General features: G+C 40.2%; 18 protein-coding genes. 9 read left to right on the forward strand and 9 right to left on the reverse strand.

What is annotated here, in order from left to right:
* Positions 1 to 9: 9 nt before the first annotated feature.
* Positions 10 to 468 carry a peroxiredoxin gene (locus FTU13_RS01115; protein ID WP_111883962.1) on the forward strand — a complete coding sequence of 153 codons (459 nt, stop codon included), beginning with the start codon at positions 10 to 12 and terminating at the stop codon, positions 466 to 468.
* Between the two features lie 59 nt (positions 469 to 527).
* Here the strand turns inward: FTU13_RS01115 and FTU13_RS01120 are convergent, their stop codons facing one another.
* On the reverse strand, positions 528 to 1,127 hold the full coding sequence (locus tag FTU13_RS01120; protein ID WP_180126463.1) for a LysE/ArgO family amino acid transporter: 600 nt from the start codon (positions 1,125 to 1,127) through the stop codon (positions 528 to 530).
* A gap of 139 nt (positions 1,128 to 1,266) precedes the next feature.
* Here FTU13_RS01120 and FTU13_RS01125 point away from each other — a divergent pair, with 139 nt between their 5' ends.
* Positions 1,267 to 2,154, forward strand: a complete 888-nt coding sequence (locus tag FTU13_RS01125) for a LysR family transcriptional regulator ArgP (protein ID WP_180126461.1) — start codon at positions 1,267 to 1,269, stop codon at positions 2,152 to 2,154.
* Between the two features lie 17 nt (positions 2,155 to 2,171).
* Here FTU13_RS01125 and FTU13_RS01130 read toward each other — a convergent pair whose 3' ends face one another.
* Complete coding sequence (locus FTU13_RS01130; RefSeq protein ID WP_180126459.1) at positions 2,172 to 2,738, reverse strand: YceI family protein; 567 nt, start codon at positions 2,736 to 2,738, stop codon at positions 2,172 to 2,174.
* A gap of 86 nt (positions 2,739 to 2,824) precedes the next feature.
* A complete protein-coding gene (locus FTU13_RS01135) occupies positions 2,825 to 3,394 on the reverse strand; it encodes a nicotinate-nicotinamide nucleotide adenylyltransferase (protein ID WP_180126457.1) in 570 nt (189 codons plus the stop codon).
* A gap of 106 nt (positions 3,395 to 3,500) precedes the next feature.
* Here FTU13_RS01135 and FTU13_RS01140 point away from each other — a divergent pair, with 106 nt between their 5' ends.
* Together FTU13_RS01140 and FTU13_RS01145 are read left to right on the forward strand one after the other, a co-directional pair.
* The gene (locus FTU13_RS01140) at positions 3,501 to 4,301 is read left to right on the forward strand and encodes an enoyl-CoA hydratase-related protein (RefSeq protein ID WP_078192396.1); all 801 of its coding nucleotides are present in this window, start codon (positions 3,501 to 3,503) and stop codon (positions 4,299 to 4,301) included.
* A 95-nt stretch (positions 4,302 to 4,396) separates the two neighbouring features.
* Positions 4,397 to 5,170, forward strand: coding sequence for a nitroreductase family protein (locus FTU13_RS01145; RefSeq protein WP_078192029.1), 774 nt, complete (start codon positions 4,397 to 4,399; stop codon positions 5,168 to 5,170).
* A gap of 208 nt (positions 5,171 to 5,378) precedes the next feature.
* On the opposite strand, the gene FTU13_RS01150 is transcribed toward FTU13_RS01145, so the two are convergent.
* Positions 5,379 to 5,696, reverse strand: a complete 318-nt coding sequence (locus FTU13_RS01150) for an NGG1p interacting factor NIF3 (protein ID WP_180063429.1) — start codon at positions 5,694 to 5,696, stop codon at positions 5,379 to 5,381.
* Positions 5,697 to 5,711: 15 nt separating this feature from the next.
* Positions 5,712 to 6,593: a LysR family transcriptional regulator gene (locus FTU13_RS01155; RefSeq protein ID WP_180054948.1), complete on the reverse strand. Its 882-nt coding sequence runs from the start codon at positions 6,591 to 6,593 to the stop codon at positions 5,712 to 5,714.
* Positions 6,594 to 6,749: 156 nt separating this feature from the next.
* Between FTU13_RS01155 and FTU13_RS01160 the strand changes: the two genes are divergently transcribed.
* Positions 6,750 to 8,492: an FAD-dependent monooxygenase gene (locus FTU13_RS01160; RefSeq protein ID WP_180126455.1), complete on the forward strand. Its 1,743-nt coding sequence runs from the start codon at positions 6,750 to 6,752 to the stop codon at positions 8,490 to 8,492.
* Positions 8,493 to 8,533: 41 nt separating this feature from the next.
* Here FTU13_RS01160 and FTU13_RS01165 read toward each other — a convergent pair whose 3' ends face one another.
* From FTU13_RS01165 to FTU13_RS01175, 4 genes are all read right to left on the reverse strand, one after another.
* A complete protein-coding gene (locus FTU13_RS01165) occupies positions 8,534 to 8,989 on the reverse strand; it encodes a hypothetical protein (RefSeq protein WP_180023331.1) in 456 nt (151 codons plus the stop codon).
* 78 nt (positions 8,990 to 9,067) lie between these two features.
* Complete coding sequence (locus FTU13_RS17400) at positions 9,068 to 9,196, reverse strand: KGW motif small protein (RefSeq protein WP_257223223.1); 129 nt, start codon at positions 9,194 to 9,196, stop codon at positions 9,068 to 9,070.
* 328 nt (positions 9,197 to 9,524) lie between these two features.
* Complete coding sequence (purL, locus tag FTU13_RS01170) at positions 9,525 to 13,361, reverse strand: phosphoribosylformylglycinamidine synthase (protein WP_180126453.1); 3,837 nt, start codon at positions 13,359 to 13,361, stop codon at positions 9,525 to 9,527.
* A 387-nt stretch (positions 13,362 to 13,748) separates the two neighbouring features.
* Positions 13,749 to 14,783: a M20/M25/M40 family metallo-hydrolase gene (locus FTU13_RS01175; protein WP_373423832.1), complete on the reverse strand. Its 1,035-nt coding sequence runs from the start codon at positions 14,781 to 14,783 to the stop codon at positions 13,749 to 13,751.
* Between the two features lie 212 nt (positions 14,784 to 14,995).
* Here FTU13_RS01175 and FTU13_RS01180 point away from each other — a divergent pair, with 212 nt between their 5' ends.
* The 4 genes from FTU13_RS01180 (at position 14,996) to FTU13_RS01195 (ending at position 19,047) form a co-directional block, all read left to right on the forward strand.
* A complete protein-coding gene (locus tag FTU13_RS01180) occupies positions 14,996 to 16,336 on the forward strand; it encodes a deoxyguanosinetriphosphate triphosphohydrolase (RefSeq protein ID WP_180126451.1) in 1,341 nt (446 codons plus the stop codon).
* Between the two features lie 110 nt (positions 16,337 to 16,446).
* Entirely contained in the window at positions 16,447 to 17,049 is a 603-nt protein-coding gene (ruvA, locus tag FTU13_RS01185; RefSeq protein WP_168378057.1) for a Holliday junction branch migration protein RuvA, read from the forward strand.
* Positions 17,050 to 17,294: 245 nt separating this feature from the next.
* The gene (ruvB, locus tag FTU13_RS01190; RefSeq protein ID WP_180093671.1) at positions 17,295 to 18,302 is read left to right on the forward strand and encodes a Holliday junction branch migration DNA helicase RuvB; all 1,008 of its coding nucleotides are present in this window, start codon (positions 17,295 to 17,297) and stop codon (positions 18,300 to 18,302) included.
* 97 nt (positions 18,303 to 18,399) lie between these two features.
* Positions 18,400 to 19,047 (forward strand): hypothetical protein, encoded by a 648-nt coding sequence (locus FTU13_RS01195; protein ID WP_111883948.1) that lies wholly within the window; start codon positions 18,400 to 18,402, stop codon positions 19,045 to 19,047.
* Positions 19,048 to 19,066 lie beyond the last annotated feature (19 nt).

The following is a 19,066-nucleotide window of genomic DNA, read 5'->3' on the forward strand; positions in this document are numbered from 1 at the left end:
GAAATCTTCATGACTGAAATTAGCTTACCAAATCAAACCTTTCCAACTACCTCAGGTGAAGTCAACCTTGCGGAACTTAACAATGACTGGCTGATTGTTTACTTCTACCCTAAAGATTCAACACCGGGATGTACGACGCAAGCCATTGGGTTTTCATGCTTAAAAGATCAGTTTGATGCGCTTAATACACCAATCTACGGCATTTCTCGTGACTCGGTTAAAGCCCATCAAAACTTCACTGAAAAGCAAAATCTAAGCATTGATTTAATCAGTGATAAAGAAGAAGTGCTATGTCAGCATTTTGATGTAATTAAAGAAAAAAATATGTATGGCAAAAAGGTTATGGGCATCGAACGCTCAACCTTTATTTTCCATCATGGCAAACTGGTAAAAGAATATCGTAAAGTCAAAGCCGCAGGCCATGCAGAACAAGTCCTAGAAGATTTAAAAGCATTACAAGCAGCATAACAGTAATGATTTGAGCCTGCTCCTATAGGATTGGGCTCAAATTTAATGAGGACATCTAACTAGAGCAATAATGAAATTGCAATTCCCCACATTACAACGCCAATAATAAAGTCTAAAACCTTCCATGCCTTTGCACTTTGGAAGAGCGGTAATAAATAGCGCGCACCAAATCCAAGGACAAAGAAGAATACCCATGAAGCTGTAATTGCCCCAGTCGCAAAATATACAGCAGTCGACTCAAACTTCGTTGAAATAGACCCAATCAGCACAACCGTATCGAGATATACATGCGGATTTAACCACGTTAAAGCCAAGCAAATCAGCACCAACTTCAATAATTTGGTTTCATTCTTCTCACTGGGCGCTAAACTGCTCGAAGTTTTAAAGGCTTGCAGAAAATGCTGTGCCCCATAAACTGTTAAAAACGTTGCACCTAAATATTTCGCTCCACTCACAATTTCCGGATGACTTTCAACCAATTGGGAGAATCCGAGCACTCCCAATAAGATGAGTATCGAATCAGAAGCTGCGCAAATAGCACAAAGCCAAAAGACATACTGCTTTTTTAACCCTTGCTTAAGAATAAACGCATTTTGCGCACCAATCGCGATAATTAGGCTAAATCCAATTGCGAGCCCTTGCATATAACTGTGCAACATTTTTTAACTACACTTTCAAAGCATTAAATGAATGTTGCTATTATCCAAGCTTATTGTTAAAAATAAGTATTTATAAACAAATATCATTATAACTAAGTTTTTCTTAGTTTATGGAATCTCTAATGCTCATAGGTGACTCATGTTACAAAGCAAACATAGTGAAGCATTTCTTGCAGTTGCTGAAACAGGAAGCTTTGAACAAGCTGCACTACGTTTAAATATTACGGCATCTGCGGTCACGCTCAGGCTGCAAACTTTAGAAAAGAAATTAGGTCATGTACTTATTGTGCGTGAACGTCCGTGCCGCCCAACACTCGCAGGCCAATCTTTATTGCATTATTTACAACACAGCAAATTACTAGAACATAATTTTCTGCAAAATCTAACAGGACAAACGGCGAATGCTTTCTATCAAGTCAATATTGCAACCAATGCTGACTCACTTGCGACATGGTTGCTTCCGCTAATCAAAGATCTCTTAATTGAAGAAAAAATCGTGATTCATTTTCAGGTCGATGATCAGTCACAAACACATCATTTATTAGAAGCAGGACTAGTCAATGCCTGTGTCACAACAGAATCGGAAGCCATGAAGGGCTGCGTTGCAGAATATCTGGGTGAAATGCATTATCGATTTGTAGCAACCCCTGATTTTATCCAAAGATGGTTCGGTCAAGGCGTGACGCGAAATGCCTTAAGGGCTGCGCCTGCACTGATTTTTAATGAGAAAGATGACCTACATACGCAATCGATTCAGAAGAATTTCGGGCTCAATCCTTCACAATATCCGCATCATTTCATTCCCTCTTCAACTGCATTTTTTGATGCCATTACGATGGGATTGGGCTATGGATGGTTACCCGACTATCAAAGCAAAGACTTATTAGCATCGGGAAAATTGATAGAGCTTTCAACAGAACTCAGTATTGATTTAGCCTTGTATTGGCATCACTGGAACCAACAATCTGTTCAATTACAAAAATTGACTGCTGTTGTGCTGCAACATGCCAAAGATCATATGTGTTAAACCCAGTAAGACTGCGGTTATTCAATCCGCCATTGGCCTTTGAGTTGTATTAATACTTGCTCCCCTACACCACCAAGTGCTTTACGCATACCAAAATCACTACGTTTAATGGTTGCTAAAGATTGAACATCCAACACTTTTGGATTTTGTGGACTAGGGGCAAGTGTGGTATCAAAGATCACAGGTTTAGTGATGCCACGAATGGTGAGATCCCCTCGAATCATATACTTGGCATAAGCGACTGGTTCGATTTGTTTACTGACAAACTTCACTTGCTTAAATTCAGCGGCATCAAAATATTCACTGCCCAAGATTAATCCTTTCAAGCTTGGGTTACTAAAACTGATGCTATCCACATCTAACACTAAATGCGCTGAACCTTTATGCGGAATTTCAGGATCAAATTTTAGGTTCGATTGAACCTTATTAAAGCGGCCTTCTACAATAGACAGCCCCACAGATTTAATACCAAAAGTGACCTGACTATTAGGCGTTAGCGTCCATTCAGCAGCATGTAGGGGAAATACGCAACATAAAGCGAAGGCTCCCATATATTTTGCAAACGTTCCCTGACGCAAACTCATGTTTTTCTCCTGAATAAAACACAGCCTAAAATCACTACAATGTTTATTTTTTTACTCCATTGTGGTGCTAGAAATTTAGCGTTTTTTTATAGCAGATTTGTTTTATCCTGAGTCATAAATTTGTGTTGAAGTTGTTTATAAATGTCTGTCTGTTGAAATTTTTGCAAAAAATCAATGGTACCTTGAGGAAAGGCATCTCGTTCAATTTCACCACGAAAATACGCTTCACGTACTGGTGTCGCAGAAATCGCCCCTTCTAGACTATCCAGCTCAACCATTTCCCACTCGGGGAAGAATTTTAAATAATAAGAAGAATCATCTTTAAAATGTCCAATCAAACCGACTTTTGCATTCGTTTCAACCACGTCACTTACTAAAGATTTGACCAACTTTTGCCATTTTTCATCGTTATATACATCTATCACATGCACAAACTTGATTCGCTTCTGATCTTGCTCTGAAAAATTCGATAAGATCATTCGCTCACGTTCTGTCGCTAAAAATGGATTTTTGATATTACGTTCATTTTGCGCCGAACCCAGTGCTAAAAGCACATATTGACTTTGTTGTAAGGCAATTTTAATGGTTTGCAAATGCGCTAAATGGAACGGCTGAAAACGCCCAATGAAAACCAAATAATCAAATGTATATTTCATATCAAATCAAACTTTTTATGAACTGAGCAGTTGTGCCACAGGCTGAAATATGCGACATAATGTCGAGCATAAAATCAAAACGAAACTTTTACGCAAGGATAGTACGATGACACTGAGCTGTATTCAACAACCCCATGAACATTTGAATGCGAATTTGGACAATGGCGTACTGACCTTAGCCATTAACCGACCTCAGGCGAAGAACGCGCTGTATACAGAATTATATCTGTGGATTGCAAAAGCATTAGATGAAGCTGATCAAGATACTTCAGTGCGTGTAGTAGTACTCCGTGGTCAAGATGCGGACTTCAGTGCGGGCAATGACATGCAAGATTTTATGAAATCTGCTGCTCAAAAAGGGCAAGCTCCAGCTTCTGAAGGCGCACCGTTCATTTTATTAAAATCTGCTGCTCAATTTTCTAAGCCGCTGATTGCTGCGGTTCGCGGTGTTGCCATTGGGATTGGTGTTACGATTCTGCTTCATTGCGATCTTGTCTACAGCGACAATACTGCCCTATTCCAAATTCCGTTTGTGAGCCTTGGTCTATCGCCTGAAGGTGCATCGAGCAAGCTATTGGTTCAACAAGCCGGCTACCATAAAGCGGCGGAATTACTGTTAACTGCTCAGAAGTTTGATAGTGCGACAGCGCTTTCAGCAAATTTGGTCAATAGCATTGAAGAAGATGCTTATGCGACAGCTGCGAAAAAAGCAGCACAGTTATCTGCACTTCCACTAGCATCTTTGGTTCAATCAAAAGCATTAATGAAACATAATGTAGATGAAATCGTGGCATGGATTGACCATGAAGCTGAAATTTTCATGGATCGAGTTGGCTCTCCAGAAATGATGGAAGCTGTTGCCGCCTTTATGCAAAAACGCAAACCTGACTTCTCTCAGTTCAATTAATGTTTTAATGGAACTAAAAAACCACTCATATTTGGGTGGTTTTTTTCATCTCAGCCCCAATCTATTTTCTAAATTAAAAAACTGGATGTTTCCACATGACTGCAGTATCACAAACTGAAACTAAACCTGAAAAGAAACGATACTACGAGCCTGCGCCTGAAGGCATCGATATCGAGAATTTTAAAAAAGTTGTACAAAGCCGTCGTTCTGTACGTAAGTTTACCGACAAGGCCATTCCAAACGACGTTTTAGATGAATGCTTAGACCTCGCCTTGCTTGCACCGAATTCATCGAATTTACAACCGTGGACATTCTATGTCGTTCAGAACCCTGCAAAGAAAAAACAATTGGTGAAAGCTTGCTTAGGGCAACTAGCTGCAAAAACTGCTGCTGAATTGATTGTCTGTGTCGCGCGTACCGACCGTGTAGATGAAATGGCAAAACGGAATATTTCGGAATTTCCATTTCCTGAAGCACCTGCAGCGGTACAGAAGTATTACAAGTTTATTCCTTATAACTATAAAACTGGTTACTTCAACGCCCTAGGTAACTTTAAGAAAGTTGCTTTCAAAGTTGCACGTACACTGGATAAACAATTGCCTGTAACAGCTTTTAATGAAGCAGATGCAAAACTTTGGGCGAGCAAAACCACAGCATTGGCTTGTGAAAACTTAGTTTTGGCTTTACGTGCCTATGGTTTTGACAGTTGTATGATGGAAGGTTTTGATGAACCTTTGGTGAAGAAGATTTTAGGATTAAATGCTCAGCAATACCCAGTGATGGTGATTGGTGCAGGTGAACGGGCTAAAGATGGTGTATTCTTCCCGCAGTATCGTTTTGACCGTGATTTATTTATTCAGAAGGTTTAACTTGCTTTCAATTGAATACTCACAACCACAATTAGCTACGTGACTTTAGTTTATAACGCGTAGGTATTACGTTACTTTGAAGGATCAAAGTAACCAAAATCCCTTGTTAGACAGAAGATTCATCCTTGAATCTCTGTCTAACGGGTGACATCCATGTCACCCTTCGTGTATCTACTTTTTTCTATAACTTAAAAATTTAAAAGCATCATTAAAATTGAATATCCACCATTTGAATAAACTCAAATGCCGGCTCTTCATAAGGATGACTTGCTTTTAAAGCCCTCGCTACCGCACTTGCCTTTTCTTCAGGCACGATGGTTTCCACGCGCCATTCAGGGATAGACTCTAGCTGCTCCAACTCACCAATAAATGGATTTGCACCTTTTACAGGTTTAAATTGCCCCTTCCCTAAAACTTGCCAAGCACAGTGTTCATAGTTTCCTATACCACCTGCTCCTGCTTCAAATACGGCCAGTTTAGTCGACTCTAGGTGAGACTCAGGTACATAATAAATCAGTTTTAACATTGGTTATTCCAGACGCTATTGTGCAGTTACATTATTTAAAGCACTGTAAATCATTTTCAATGCAACATTATTCGATGCATTCGGATAGGTTGCATATAAACCTAGTTTCGGTAATTCCACATCTGTTTGAATGACTTTGACCGAATCATTTAAAAATTTGAGTAAATATTCGGGCACAAAACTCAGGCCCATGCCCATATTAATCAAATTTAAATGCTGCATGACATTTGTTACCCACAGCATATGATCATGTTGATGCTGATCAAAAGGAATCAAGGCATTTAAGGTATCGTAAAACACAGGAGAAGCATTTTGCTCACACATAATAATGGTGTGATTTTTTAATTCTTGAAGTTTTAAGATTCGATCTGATGGATGCAGATGCGCTGCACCGACTAGATAGATCTGCTCACTTAAAACCTGAATATTGGTAAAGTCGTCATGACTTAAGTGATAACGAGTAAAGCTAATATCCAATTCAGTATTTTTGAGTTTTTGAATCTGCTCTGTACACGTCAAGCTATGTAAATGAATTTTCAAATCAGGGATATGTTGTTTTAATTGCGCCAAAATACTCGGCATAATTTTCAATTCTGCGACATTTAAAAAGCCAATATGTATTTGATTATTTTTGGCTTGCGCCACGTGGCGAGCTGCAGCTACAGCTTGTTTGGCATTTTCAAGCGCTTGCTCTGCATATTTCAGAAAAGCCTGCCCCTCATCGGTCAGCAAGACTTTTCGGGCAGAACGTTCAAATAATTGCACCCCAACCTCTTGCTCTAAGTCTTTAATTTGCTGACTGAGCGATGGTTGTGCTGTAAATAGTTTTTCCGCTGCCTTAGTGAAACTCTGTTCTTTCGCCACCGTCACAAAATAACGTAAATGTCGTAATTCCATTCGCTTCACTCCACACACTCACTACATCACCTGTGTCATGCAGTCAAAATACCAATAGATCTATAGTTTATATGAATATCCATTCTACTCGGAAAATCATTTGCCTAGACTGCGGACTATTCCAAGTTTGCGCTTCACATACACATGGAGTTTTGTATGACACAGCAATACGATACCGATGTTCTGATTATTGGCACAGGGCCTGCAGGTTCTACTTTAGGTTTAGCCTTGGCAAATTACGGTATTCAGGTTCAGCTTTTTACCCAATTTAATTGGTTAGCCAATAGTCCTCGTGCCCATATTACCAACCAACGTGCGATGGAAGTGTTACGTGACTTAGGTATCGAAGAACAGGTCAAAAAAATTGCAACGCCTTGGGAACAGATGGGTGAAAGCCTCATTACCACCAGTCTTGTCGGTGAAGAAATTGCCCGCATGAGTGCTTGGGGAACCGGTGATGAACGTCATGGCGATTATATTAAAGGCAGTCCTTGTCCATTGGTCGATCTCATTCAGCCGAAAATGGAAGCTTTGTTGGTAAAAAATGCGGCTGAACGTGGTGCAATTTATAATTTTAATACTGAATATTTGTCCCATGTGCAAGATGAGCATGGTGTAACAGCAACCTTTTTAAATCGTATTACAAATACTGAATTCAGCTTACGTGCCAAATATTTGGTCGGTATGGATGGGGCAAAATCCAGAGTCCTTGAACAGCTTGATTTACCCCTTGAAGGGGTGATGTCTCGTGCAGGTACAGTCTATGTAACCTTTAAAGCTGATCTTTCCAAATACGTGAAACACCGCCCTGCTATTTTGCAATGGATTGTTAACCCTGAAGCCAACTTTGGTGATCTGGGTATGGGCTTACTCCGTGCCATTACACCTTGGAATGAATGGATCATGGGTTGGGGTTTTGATATTTCCAAAGGCGAACCACAAGTCACCGAAGAACAAGTTCGTGCTCGACTTAATACCTTTGTCGGTGCTGAAATTGAAAATGTCGAGATTCAAAAATTGTCTTATTGGTATGTGAACCAAACATGGGCAACCGAATATTCAAAAGGTCGTGTATTCTGCGGCGGTGATGCGGTACATCGTCATCCACCATCAAGTGGCTTAGGTTCAAATACCTGTATGCAAGATGCTTTTAACCTCGGTTGGAAATTGGCATATGCCATTAAAGGTTGGGCTGCTCCTACTCTACTTGATTCTTATACATTAGAGCGTGCGCCTGTTGGCAAGCAAATCGTGGCGCGTGCCAATCAATCTCGCTTTGACTATAAGCATCTCAAAGAGGTATTTGGTTTTGACCAAGGCATCACAACTCAAGCTCGAATGATGCAACGTATTTTTGCAGAAGATGAACAAGCTGCAGAAATACGTCAAAAGCTTTATCAAGCCTTAGAAATTAAAAACTTTGAGTTTAATGCCCAAGGTGTAGAGCTGAATCAGCGTTATACATCCAATGCCATGATTGCTGAATCTGAAGCGGAAGTCTTTGAGAAAGATCAACAGCTTTACTTGCAAGCGACCACACGTCCGGGAGCAAAAGTTCCGCATACATGGTTGATTAATACCAAAGGCCAAAAAATTTCAACCTTAGACATCACAGGCAAAGGGCGTTTTACCTTAATTACTGGCTTGTCTGGCAAAGGCTGGAAGCAAGCTACAGAAGCTTTGGATTTGCCTTATTTGGATGTTATTCAAGTTGGTTCTCGTGAATACCGTGACGTTTATGGTACATGGAATGCGAAATCTGAAATTCATGAATCAGGCGCTGTCTTAGTTCGTCCAGATGGTTATGTCGCTTGGCGATACCAAGACAGTACTAATGCTGCTTTTGATTATGAAAATACGTTGAAGGCGGTGTTAAAACAGATTCAATTGGCTGTTTAATCAAAAAAACCACCTTCGGGTGGTTTTATTAATTCAATATTTTAGGATTTTTCTTTCCAACAATGTTGTTTTTTTTCTACACCTATTTCAGCTTTATCTAACAACAATACTAAATTTTGTGTTCGATTATTTGAACTTTTTGGCACAAAACTATTTTGACTATATCCATTTTTATAAACGCAAATCGACCAACTATATTTTGCTGGAAATATATGAATAAATTGCAAACTTTTCTCTGCAGAAAATGTAGCAATTCCGTCCTGTGTTTTTTTTAATGTAGATTCAGTAAAAGACTTGCCTTGCCATGTTGTAAGATTTAAAAATACTTCTGCATCGTCCAACTTTTCATTTTGATCATTGATAACAGTTATATTAATTTTCGGATGCTTCGTTTTTAAAATAGGAAAGCACCCACTTAACAATGTTGACGGAAACATAAAGCCTAAAAGTAAAAATATTTTTATATCTTTTAATAATACAAATTGTTTAAAGCTCATTATTAATTTTTGCAGTTTTTTAATTATGCATTAGTTTACATAAAAAACCGCCTCACGGCGGTTTCAATTGTTCAAATATTACATCTGCAAAGCATAACCCAAAACTAAAAACACCAACTGCAAACACACGACTGCACTAAAAAGCTTCCAGCCCTTTTTACGCAGCGCAGACTTATCCACTGCCGAATATTCTACTATTTTAATCATGTCATCACCTCATCATGAGTGTTGATACTGAACTCGTTTACTTATCCATCTTTCTTTTATCTTGCTAGTCTTTAATCTTACATAGTTATTGTGCATAAATTACACACTAGCATGTTTCCACAAATATAAAAGCAAAATCTAAACCAAGTTCAGTGGGAGAAATAAAAATTTAAAACCAACAAAAAACCACCCGCAGGTGGTTAAAAATCGAAAGCGATTATATGTGTAAAAATAAGCATTCACAATAATTAATATATCTTTTGGTAAATTTTAAACATAAAAAAAGCCACCCGAAGGCGGCTCTTTTCTATTATTCATCTATCTAAGATTAACCAATAAATTTACGTGCATTACGGAACATACGTAACCAAGCACCGTCTTGATCCCAATCTTCTGGTTTCCAAGAATGCTGAATCGCACGGAAGTTACGTTCAGGGTGCGGCATCATAATCGTTGCACGACCGTCTTTAGACGTTACACCTGAAATCGCTTCTGGCGAACCATTCGGGTTCATTGGGTAATGCTGCGTTGGGTTGCCTTGGCTGTCTACATAACGCAAGATCACTTGATCGCCTGCATTCAATGCTGCAATGTTTTCCGCGCTAGCAACTACACGGCCTTCACCATGTGCTACAGCGATAGGAAGAATCGAACCTTCCATACCTTCTAACAATACAGAGTTCGATTTTTCAACGCGTACGTTGACAGCACGTGCTTCAAACATCTCTGAAGTATTGCGGTGGAAACGAGGCCAAGCTTCTGCACCCGGAATTAATGGTGCAAGCTGAGACAGCATTTGACAGCCGTTACAAATACCTAGAGAGAAAGTTTCATCACGGTTGAAGAATTTCTCAAATTGGTCACGAAGTTTCGGGTTAAACAATACAGATTTAGCCCAACCGCCGCCTGCACCCAATACGTCACCGTAAGAGAAACCGCCACATGCAACTAAACCTTCAAAGTCATCAAGACTGATACGGCCAGCAAGCAAGTCGCTCATGTGTACGTCTACAGTGTTGAAGCCGACTTTATCGAATGCAGCAGCCATTTCTACATGACCGTTTACACCCTGTTCACGCAGAATCACCATGTTTGGACGGCGTTCATTGATGTACGGTGCTTCGATAGGCTCGTTCAAATCAAATGTTGGTTTTGCAATTAAACCTGCATGTGATTTGTCAGCAATCAGCGCATATTCTTGATCCGCAGTTTCTACGTTGTCACGTAAACGTTGGATTTGATGTGACACTTCTGTCCATGCTTGCTGTAATTCAGCACGGTCTAAGCACAAACCATTTACAGTTAAAATATCTGTATCATTTACAGTACCTACAACCGCAATTGCATCTTTAAGGCTAGACGCTGCAACTTCAGCTTCTAAGGCAGCCCAATCCGCTTTGCTGATTTGAAGTACTGCACCAATTTCTTCTGCAAACAAGCTTGCAGTAGATTGATCTTCAAGTGCTACACCTAGGCGTGAAGCAAACATCATTTCTGCAACAGTTGCCAGCAGACCGCCATCACCGATGTCATGGTAAGCCTTGATTAGACCACGGTTGTTCCAGTCTTGAACCAATGCAAAGAATGCTTTGAAGTCATCGAAGCTGTCTACGTCAGGTGTTACAGAACCAATTGCTTTATAAACCTGAGCAAGGATCGAACCGCCAAGACGGAATTGACCTTTAGACAAATCAATACGTACCAGTACAGACTCGATATTTTTCAATTCAGGTGTCAATGTTTTGCGAACATCAGTCACAGGTGCAAATGCAGTGATCACGCCTGACATTGGAGAAGTTACAGATTTATCGATGCCTTCGTCATTCCACGTTGTACGCATAGACAATGAGTCTTTACCTACTGGAATTGCAATACCTAGTGCAGGACACATTTCCATACCGATGGCTTTAACACCTTCGAATAATGCTTGGTCTTCACCTTGTTGACCTGCAGCAGCCATCCAGTTTGCAGACAATTTAATGTCGCTGATCTGGTCGATTTTTGCAGACATGATGTTTGAAATGGATTCTGCTACTGATAAACGTGCAGACGCAGCAGGATTTAACAATGCAACTGGCGGACGTTCACCCATTGCCATTGCTTCACCTGTATAACCTACAAGGCTAGTCGTTGTTACTGCAGCATCCGCTACAGGCACTTGCCACTTACCGACGAACTGATCACGTGCAACCATACCTGTAATCGAACGGTCACCAATCGTGATCAAGAACGATTTAGATGCAACAGTTGGATTTTTAAGAACGCGGTAAATCGCATCTTTCAAATCTGTTACTGTTTCAGCAGTGAAGTCATCGCCTTTACGTTCAATGGTTTCGTATGAACGGCTCATGCGCGGTGTACCGCCAAGCATCACTTGCATTGGCATATCCACAGCTTTGTTGCCGAATAATGGATCTTCAACAGTCAAATGACGCGCTTCAGTCGCTTCACCTAGTACGGCGAATGGACAGCGTTCACGTGCACATAGTGATTCAAAGAGTTCTAAAGATGATGGACGGATTGCCAATACATAGCGTTCTTGCGCTTCATTGGACCAGATCTCCATCGGAGACATGCCTTTTTCAAGCGATGGAATTTTACGCAGATCAAGTACCGCACCTAACTCGTGATCGTTCACAAGTTCAGGCATTGCATTTGAGATACCGCCCGCGCCTACGTCATGTACAGACACGATTGGGTTATGATCTTCCATGCGCCAGCAAGCATCAATCACTTCTTGGCAACGGCGTTCCATTTCTGGGTTTTCACGCTGTACAGATGCGAAGTCTAGGTTTTCACCCAACTTACCGCTGTCTACAGAAGACGCTGCACCGCCACCTAGACCGATCAGCATGGCAGGACCACCTAGTACGATGAGTAAATCGCCTGGTTGAATCGCATCTTTTTCTACATGATCAGGACGGATGTTACCGTAACCACCGGCAATCATAATTGGCTTATGGAAGCCTTTTACATCACCATTGACATTTTGTTCAAATGTACGGAAGTAACCGTTTAACGCAGGACGACCAAATTCGTTGTTAAAGGCTGCACCGCCCAATGGGCCTTCAATCATAATTTGAAGTGGAGATGCCATACGAGATGGTTTGCCGTAGTTTTCTTCCCAAGGCTGTTCAAAGCCCGGAATGTTCAAGTTAGATACGGTAAAACCTGTTAAACCAGCTTTTGGCTTACCACCACGACCTGTTGCGCCTTCGTCACGGATTTCACCGCCCGAACCTGTTGCTGCACCAGCAAATGGTGCAATCGCTGTCGGATGGTTATGGGTTTCCACTTTCATCAAGATGTGAGCGGCTTGACTCTTGTATTTATAAACATGGTGACCTGTTTCAGCATCTTGCTTTGGATAGAAGCGTTGTGTGTCAAAACCAACAATTACAGAAGCGTTGTCTTTATATGCCGACAATACATCTGTAGGTGATTCTTTATAGGTGTTTTTAATCATTTGGAACAATGACAATGGTTGAACTTCACCATCAATTGTCCATTCAGAACCGAAGATTTTGTGACGGCAATGCTCTGAGTTCGCTTGAGCAAACATCATCAATTCGATGTCATGCGGGTTGCGACCCATTTTTGTGAATGCATCGGTTAAATAATCGATTTCTTCATCAGAAAGCGCAAAACCAAATTCAGAGTTAGCTTTCACCAACGCTTCTTTACCTTGACCCAAAATATCAATTGAGTTTAAAGGCTTTGGTTCAGTTTCAGAGAAAAGTGCCGCAGCATCCTCAATAGCATTGAAAACGCTTTCTGTCATGCGATCATGTAATGCTAGTTTTACTTCATCAGAAACAGCATTTACACCCTTCAAAGTAAATAAAACACCGCGTTCAAGGCGATGAACCGGTGTATTACAGTTGGCAAAAATGTCTGTTGCCTTAGACGACCACGGAGAGATGGTTCCAACACGTGGCGTCACTAAAATTTGGACTTCGTCACTTGCTGCTTGGTGCAATTCAAAAGATTGACCATCGTTGAGAAGCTGTAAAGCGGATTGCTGTTGTTGCTCGTTGAGCGCTTGGTCAAAAAGGTAAACCCATTGACTTTCAATTGATTGAACAGAACTAATTGACGTTAAACGTGATAATAGTTGAGTTTTCTTAAATGAAGAATGTGCAGGTGCACCGGCAACGATAAACATGCTGATTTTGGCTCCACGGGATGATCGAAAAGACCATGCCACAATGTGACTTGAGAGAGCGCATATTCTACTGTGTATTAGTTAAATCAGCTAGATGTGAAAGTGAAATTGTAGTGCTTATATCGGGAAGTTTAGGCAATAATGCTTTTATTTTTAAATAATAAAATTGAATTTAGTCGCACAGATTAACACAAAATTATCTGATTTTTTCATTTCACCCTAAGAATAATATTCAAACTATAAAAATGTTTTATTTTTCAACAACAACTCACTTTTTAATCAAGCGTTCAAACCATATTTGAAAATGAATTTCAGGTCTAAATGTGTGAGATTTAAACCTGAAATTCATAAAGACTAAAATCAATTCACATTTGAAATTGAAACATTTTATTTATTCAAATCTGACAATAGATGTTGAATAACATTAAGGGCTAAGTTCAGTGAGTTTACATCTACACCATCAATCGTATCGCAAGCCTTGTGGTAGCACGGTGCAAATTCGAGTTCATCACCTTTCATTTGCTCATTAAATAAAATTAGTGAAGTAACGGGAACTTTCCCTAAAAATGGCAAAGTATCGCTTGCTGTTAAAGTCGTTACATCATCTTTAATCTGAATATTATTGGTTTTAAAATATTGACGCATGCTTTGTTCTAATGCAGCATCCTGCGGGTGCTTAGGTAATTGGCTCATGCTGTCTAAGATTGGCTGATAATCACTTTGTGCAAGTCCATTGGCTTTAAACTGTGCCGCCATTTCTGCAATTGATGAATGGTCTCCATCGGCAATCATGATATTCGGATTCTTTGTTCCCACCATATCAACATTGATATAGGCTTGAATGCCTTGAAGCTGTTTCTCACTGAGTGATTTCACAAAAGCTTGTGAACCTGCAATACCAACCTCTTCCGAATCCCAAAAGGCAAGATATAGTGTGTGTTTAGGTTTTACCTTTTGCTTCGCATAGTCTTGTAATAATGCTAACAATACTGCAACGCCTGAAGCATTATCATTAATCCCAGGCCCCATTTTCACCGAATCATAGTGTGCGCCGACAATCACAGCAGTATCTTTGGACTGCCCTTCAATCTCAATCACAATATTTTGCCCAACGGTCTTTTCTCGATTTTCAAATGGCAACATTTGCGCGTGCAAGCCTGCTTTCTTGGCTTGTTCAAGAATATATTGTGCAGAAGCCAATCCACCTGCTGTACCTACTGCACGATTGCCACCATTTTGTTCCGCAATTTCTTCAAATGTTTGTAAATGATGCATCATGCTATTTTCTGATGCAGCAACATTTTGGTTTGGCTGCACTTTCGTTATATTTTTTTCTGTGTTGAAACTTGTACAACCTGACAAAAAAAATGTCACGCCCAAACTTAGTGCAGTCAACGTAGGAAGAAATTGTTTTCTATACATTTAAATTATTCTCATTAAAAATTAAAAAATGGGATAAAAGGTAAAATTTGCCCATCTATACTAACAGCCCATTTTTAAATTTCTGTTTTGTTTTACATTTCATTAAGGCAAATCACTCATACATCTTTTAAGACAAGTTGTGTCGTCCCACACTAGTGCTTTTCTGCTAAGTTTGGCATTATTCAATTCAAGTAATAATTGAATAATGATAAATGACTCAAATGCGTTGGCTTGAACTTCTTTCTACAGTTCGTATTGGTAGCAATAAACACAGTTCTGAACAGGCACGTAGCCCCTTCCACAAAGACTATGACCGCATTATATTTTCGCAGAGTTTTCGACAGCTTAATCGCAAGACCCAAGTCCATCCATTAACCCAACATGATGGCATTCATACTCGCCTGACGCACTCTTTAGAAGTGTCTTGTATTGGACGTTCATTGGGGATGTTGGCTGCGGAAAAAATTAAAGATGAACTCCCGATGTGGATTTCGCCTGCCGATGTTGGCGCGATTATTCAAGCCGCTTGTTTAGCACATGATATTGGCAACCCGCCTTTTGGGCATGCTGGTGAATATGCCATTCGCGAATGGTTTGATGATGCATCACATACAGACTTTTTACAGGACTTAAGCCCTGAAGAAGAAGCCGATGTTCGTCAGTTTGAAGGTAATGCACAAGGCTTACGTTTACTGACTAAAATTGACTATCACCCGAATGATGGTGGTATGCGCCTAACTTACGCAACCTTAGGGGCTTACTTAAAGTACCCATGGCTATCCAAAACCATTGCATCACAAGGAAATACGCCTGCCAGTCAGCGTGCCAAGTTTGGCTGTTACCAAGCCGAAAAAGACATCTTGCAGCAAATTGCAGAACAACTCGGCTTAATTCAACTCGGTGAATATCATTATTGCCGTCATCCTCTGACTTATTTATTAGAAGCAGCGGATGATATGTGCTATGCCCTGATTGATTTGGAAGATGGCATTATTCTCAATATATTGAGTTATAACGAAGTTGAGCCAATTTTCCTTGACCTGATTGGTGATTATGGTATTCCTGCCGAACTTGCAATGACCGATACCACATGGCAGCAGAAAATTGCCGCTTTGCGTGGCCGTGTGATGAAGCGTTTGGTTGAAGAAGTAACTACAGCTTTTGCACGTCATCATAATGAAATTTTGACTGGCCAACTAAAAGGCAGTTTATTGCAATATTGCAGTGAAGATATTGAAATCGGGATTAACCGTGCCAAAGAACTGGCTCGTGATAAAATCTTTGAACATCCACATAAAGCAGGTTTGGAAATTATTGCACACCAAAGTTTGCAAAATATTTTGGATGCCTTTATTCCACTGACCACGCCAAATAAAACTTTGAGCTTTAAAGAGCAACGATTGATGTCTATTTTACATCGTTCAGGAGCACATTTTGGTATGTCGCATTATGAAAACATCATGCAAGTACTCGATATCATCTCTAAGTTTTCAGATCATCAGGCTTATAACCTTGCACAAGAACTTCAAGGTAATAAAGTTGGTTTCTTTTAAAGCTGAAAAAATGTGAAGGCTAGTAATTCGCTGGCCTTCACGCTAATCTGACAACAAATTGAAATTGAGCAAATAGCTCAGACTAAACTGAAATAAAGTGAATAAATGACATGATCGGATGCTTAATTGGCGAAGTGCTAGCATTGGAAGCACCAACAGTATTACTTAATGTAAATGGCGTAGGCTACGAAATTGACACTCCGCTTTCTACATTTTGCCAACTACAAAAAGGTCAAAAAATTACCCTGTGGACACATCTGGCTGTTCGTGAAGATGCACAACTGCTGTATGGATTTAGCAATGCTCAAGAAAAACTGATTTTTCGCACACTATTAAAAGTCAACGGCGTAGGCCCTAAAATGGCACTGGGCATTTTATCAACATTAAGTGTTGAAATGCTGATTCATACGGTTGAACATGAAGATGTAAACACTTTAGTCAAAGTTCCGGGTGTAGGCAAAAAGACCGCTGAACGCCTCATGATTGAGTTACGTGATCGCTTTAAAGCCATGGCTTCAGGGACTGCACCAACCAATTCAACTGTTGAACAAATTCAATTTACAGGCAACTCTGCTGTGGCTGAAGCTGAAGCGGCATTGCAATCATTAGGTTACAAACCAATTGAAGCACAAAAATTAGTGAATGCTGCCAAAGGTGACTTTACTGAAGCCAGCGACATTATCCGTGCAGCACTTAAGTCGATGAATAAATAATTTTTAGTTTCTAATGAGCACTGCATCCTTTGCCTTTTAGGGTTATAGACAGTATGTGAATCACGCAGGCGACAAGGATGTCGCCGTTAAACTGTGCTACAAGGACGTAGCATCAGTTTAACAAATGGGTTTTGTCACTTTTGCCCAGTCAAAAGTGAGAATCGCCTATACAATGGCATTTAAAGTTCAATCGCTTTTTGAGGCTGTGATTCTTCCACAACGATATAGAGATTAGTTAAATAATTATGCAAGACCGTCTTATCAGTGGTTCAGAAAAACCCGAAGACCACTTCGACCGTGCCATCCGTCCAACATCCCTCGATGACTACATCGGGCAGCCTGTCGTCCGTGAACAAATGGAAATCTTTATTGGTGCTGCACGTGGCCGTGAAGAAGCGCTGGATCACACCTTAATTTTTGGCCCTCCGGGTTTAGGTAAAACCACACTAGCCAATATTATTGCCCGTGAAATGGGTGGCAACTTAAAATCGACATCAGGCCCAGTCCTTGAGCGTGCAGGCGATTTGGCCGCAATGCTGACCAACCTTGAAGAAGGTGATGTTTTATTTATTGATGAGATCCATCGTCTTTCACCTGTCATCGAGGAAATTCTCTATCCAGCGATGGAGGATTACCAACTGGATATCATGATTGGTGAAGGCCCTGCTGCCCGTTCGATCAAACTGGATTTACCACCTTTTACCCTTGTGGCAGCGACGACTCGTGCAGGCCTACTGACCTCTCCTTTACGTGACCGTTTCGGTATCGTACAACGTTTAGAGTTTTATTCTGTCAAAGACTTAACGCATATTGTGACTCGTTCAGCCAACTTAATGGATGTACCGATTACTGAAGATGGCGCACTGGAAGTTGCACGTCGTGCACGTGGTACGCCACGTATTGCCAACCGTTTATTACGCCGTGTTCGAGATTATGCCCAAGTCAAAGGTACAGGCGAAGTGACCCAAGAAATGGCGCAACGTGCTTTAGATATGTTGAATGTGGATAAAGATGGTTTAGACACTTTAGACCGTCGTTATCTTTCAATGTTATTAGAACGTTTTGACGGCGGCCCTGCAGGTGTTGAAGCTTTGGCTGCAGCTATGGCAGAAGACTCAGGGACGCTAGAAGATGTGATCGAGCCTTACCTCATTCAGCAAGGTTATGTCATGCGTACTGCACGTGGACGTATTGCCACCAATATGGCTTATTTACAGTTTGGGATGACACCACCAGAGCCGAAAGATAAATAGACGATTATTCACTGAACGACTTCAGGGAGTTAAATTCTCCCTGAATGTTTATTTAAATTTTAAAATAAATTCAATCCACTACAAACAGCAAACTAAAATGATAAATCTTGAGAATAGAATAATTAACAAAATTAATAGCGAATACATTCAAAACCTTCCATTAGACAGTGCCATTGAAAACATTCCCAGAGAACAACCCATCAGTTCATTTAGCCCTAAACAAATGAGTGATTTTGAAAGCTTATTCCACACCGAATACAATTATTTTATCACTGTCGAATGTGAAAACATTCTTAGCAAAGAAACCATAGAAGTAAGTGAAGATAATATCTTAACTATTAAACAATCGCCTTCTGCATATCGTATAAAAAACCTGAGCTTCAACTATACTTCTGCCCTCATTTTTATTGGGACGTACTATCACGACGACGTACAAGTTTTGGTCAAGGAAAACTTTAAGCCAGCAAAAATTAATACATTTTATTTCAGCCTCTCATTCTTTGCTTTAGTCATACTCGTTTATGTGTTTTTCTGGATAGATCTAGCTAATAAACTTTTACTTATGTTAGTTATTGGCCTTGGCTTTTGCTGCTTAACGTATATGTATGAATCTTTAAAGGCATTACTTCCAAAGCAACAGAAAAAGAAAATGGAAGAAACTCACTTTCATATTGCGGGATATTTAGCAGCTCATCTACAGGATTTTGTCGATGCAAAATTTAAATTAGATGAACAAACAAATTAAAAGTAGTCTCTTTTTTAAC

This window comes from Acinetobacter sp. YH12064 (assembly GCF_013419735.1).
In the GTDB taxonomy this organism is placed as follows: domain Bacteria; phylum Pseudomonadota; class Gammaproteobacteria; order Pseudomonadales; family Moraxellaceae; genus Acinetobacter; species Acinetobacter amyesii.

What these genes read in the sequence shown, in the direction of transcription:
- FTU13_RS01115 (WP_111883962.1), top strand. Translation starts at nt 10, where the DNA reads ATGACTGAAATTAGCTTACCAAATCAAACCTTTCCAACTACCTCAGGT.
- FTU13_RS01120 (WP_180126463.1), bottom strand. Translation starts at nt 1,127, where the DNA reads ATGTTGCACAGTTATATGCAAGGGCTCGCAATTGGATTTAGCCTAATT.
- FTU13_RS01125 (WP_180126461.1), top strand. Translation starts at nt 1,267, where the DNA reads ATGTTACAAAGCAAACATAGTGAAGCATTTCTTGCAGTTGCTGAAACA.
- FTU13_RS01130 (WP_180126459.1), bottom strand. Translation starts at nt 2,738, where the DNA reads ATGAGTTTGCGTCAGGGAACGTTTGCAAAATATATGGGAGCCTTCGCT.
- FTU13_RS01135 (WP_180126457.1), bottom strand. Translation starts at nt 3,394, where the DNA reads ATGAAATATACATTTGATTATTTGGTTTTCATTGGGCGTTTTCAGCCG.
- FTU13_RS01140 (WP_078192396.1), top strand. Translation starts at nt 3,501, where the DNA reads ATGACACTGAGCTGTATTCAACAACCCCATGAACATTTGAATGCGAAT.
- FTU13_RS01145 (WP_078192029.1), top strand. Translation starts at nt 4,397, where the DNA reads ATGACTGCAGTATCACAAACTGAAACTAAACCTGAAAAGAAACGATAC.
- FTU13_RS01150 (WP_180063429.1), bottom strand. Translation starts at nt 5,696, where the DNA reads ATGTTAAAACTGATTTATTATGTACCTGAGTCTCACCTAGAGTCGACT.
- FTU13_RS01155 (WP_180054948.1), bottom strand. Translation starts at nt 6,593, where the DNA reads ATGGAATTACGACATTTACGTTATTTTGTGACGGTGGCGAAAGAACAG.
- FTU13_RS01160 (WP_180126455.1), top strand. Translation starts at nt 6,750, where the DNA reads ATGACACAGCAATACGATACCGATGTTCTGATTATTGGCACAGGGCCT.
- FTU13_RS01165 (WP_180023331.1), bottom strand. Translation starts at nt 8,989, where the DNA reads ATGAGCTTTAAACAATTTGTATTATTAAAAGATATAAAAATATTTTTA.
- FTU13_RS17400 (WP_257223223.1), bottom strand. Translation starts at nt 9,196, where the DNA reads ATGATTAAAATAGTAGAATATTCGGCAGTGGATAAGTCTGCGCTGCGT.
- purL (WP_180126453.1), bottom strand. Translation starts at nt 13,361, where the DNA reads ATGTTTATCGTTGCCGGTGCACCTGCACATTCTTCATTTAAGAAAACT.
- FTU13_RS01175 (WP_373423832.1), bottom strand. Translation starts at nt 14,783, where the DNA reads ATGTATAGAAAACAATTTCTTCCTACGTTGACTGCACTAAGTTTGGGC.
- FTU13_RS01180 (WP_180126451.1), top strand. Translation starts at nt 14,996, where the DNA reads ATGACTCAAATGCGTTGGCTTGAACTTCTTTCTACAGTTCGTATTGGT.
- ruvA (WP_168378057.1), top strand. Translation starts at nt 16,447, where the DNA reads ATGATCGGATGCTTAATTGGCGAAGTGCTAGCATTGGAAGCACCAACA.
- ruvB (WP_180093671.1), top strand. Translation starts at nt 17,295, where the DNA reads ATGCAAGACCGTCTTATCAGTGGTTCAGAAAAACCCGAAGACCACTTC.
- FTU13_RS01195 (WP_111883948.1), top strand. Translation starts at nt 18,400, where the DNA reads ATGATAAATCTTGAGAATAGAATAATTAACAAAATTAATAGCGAATAC.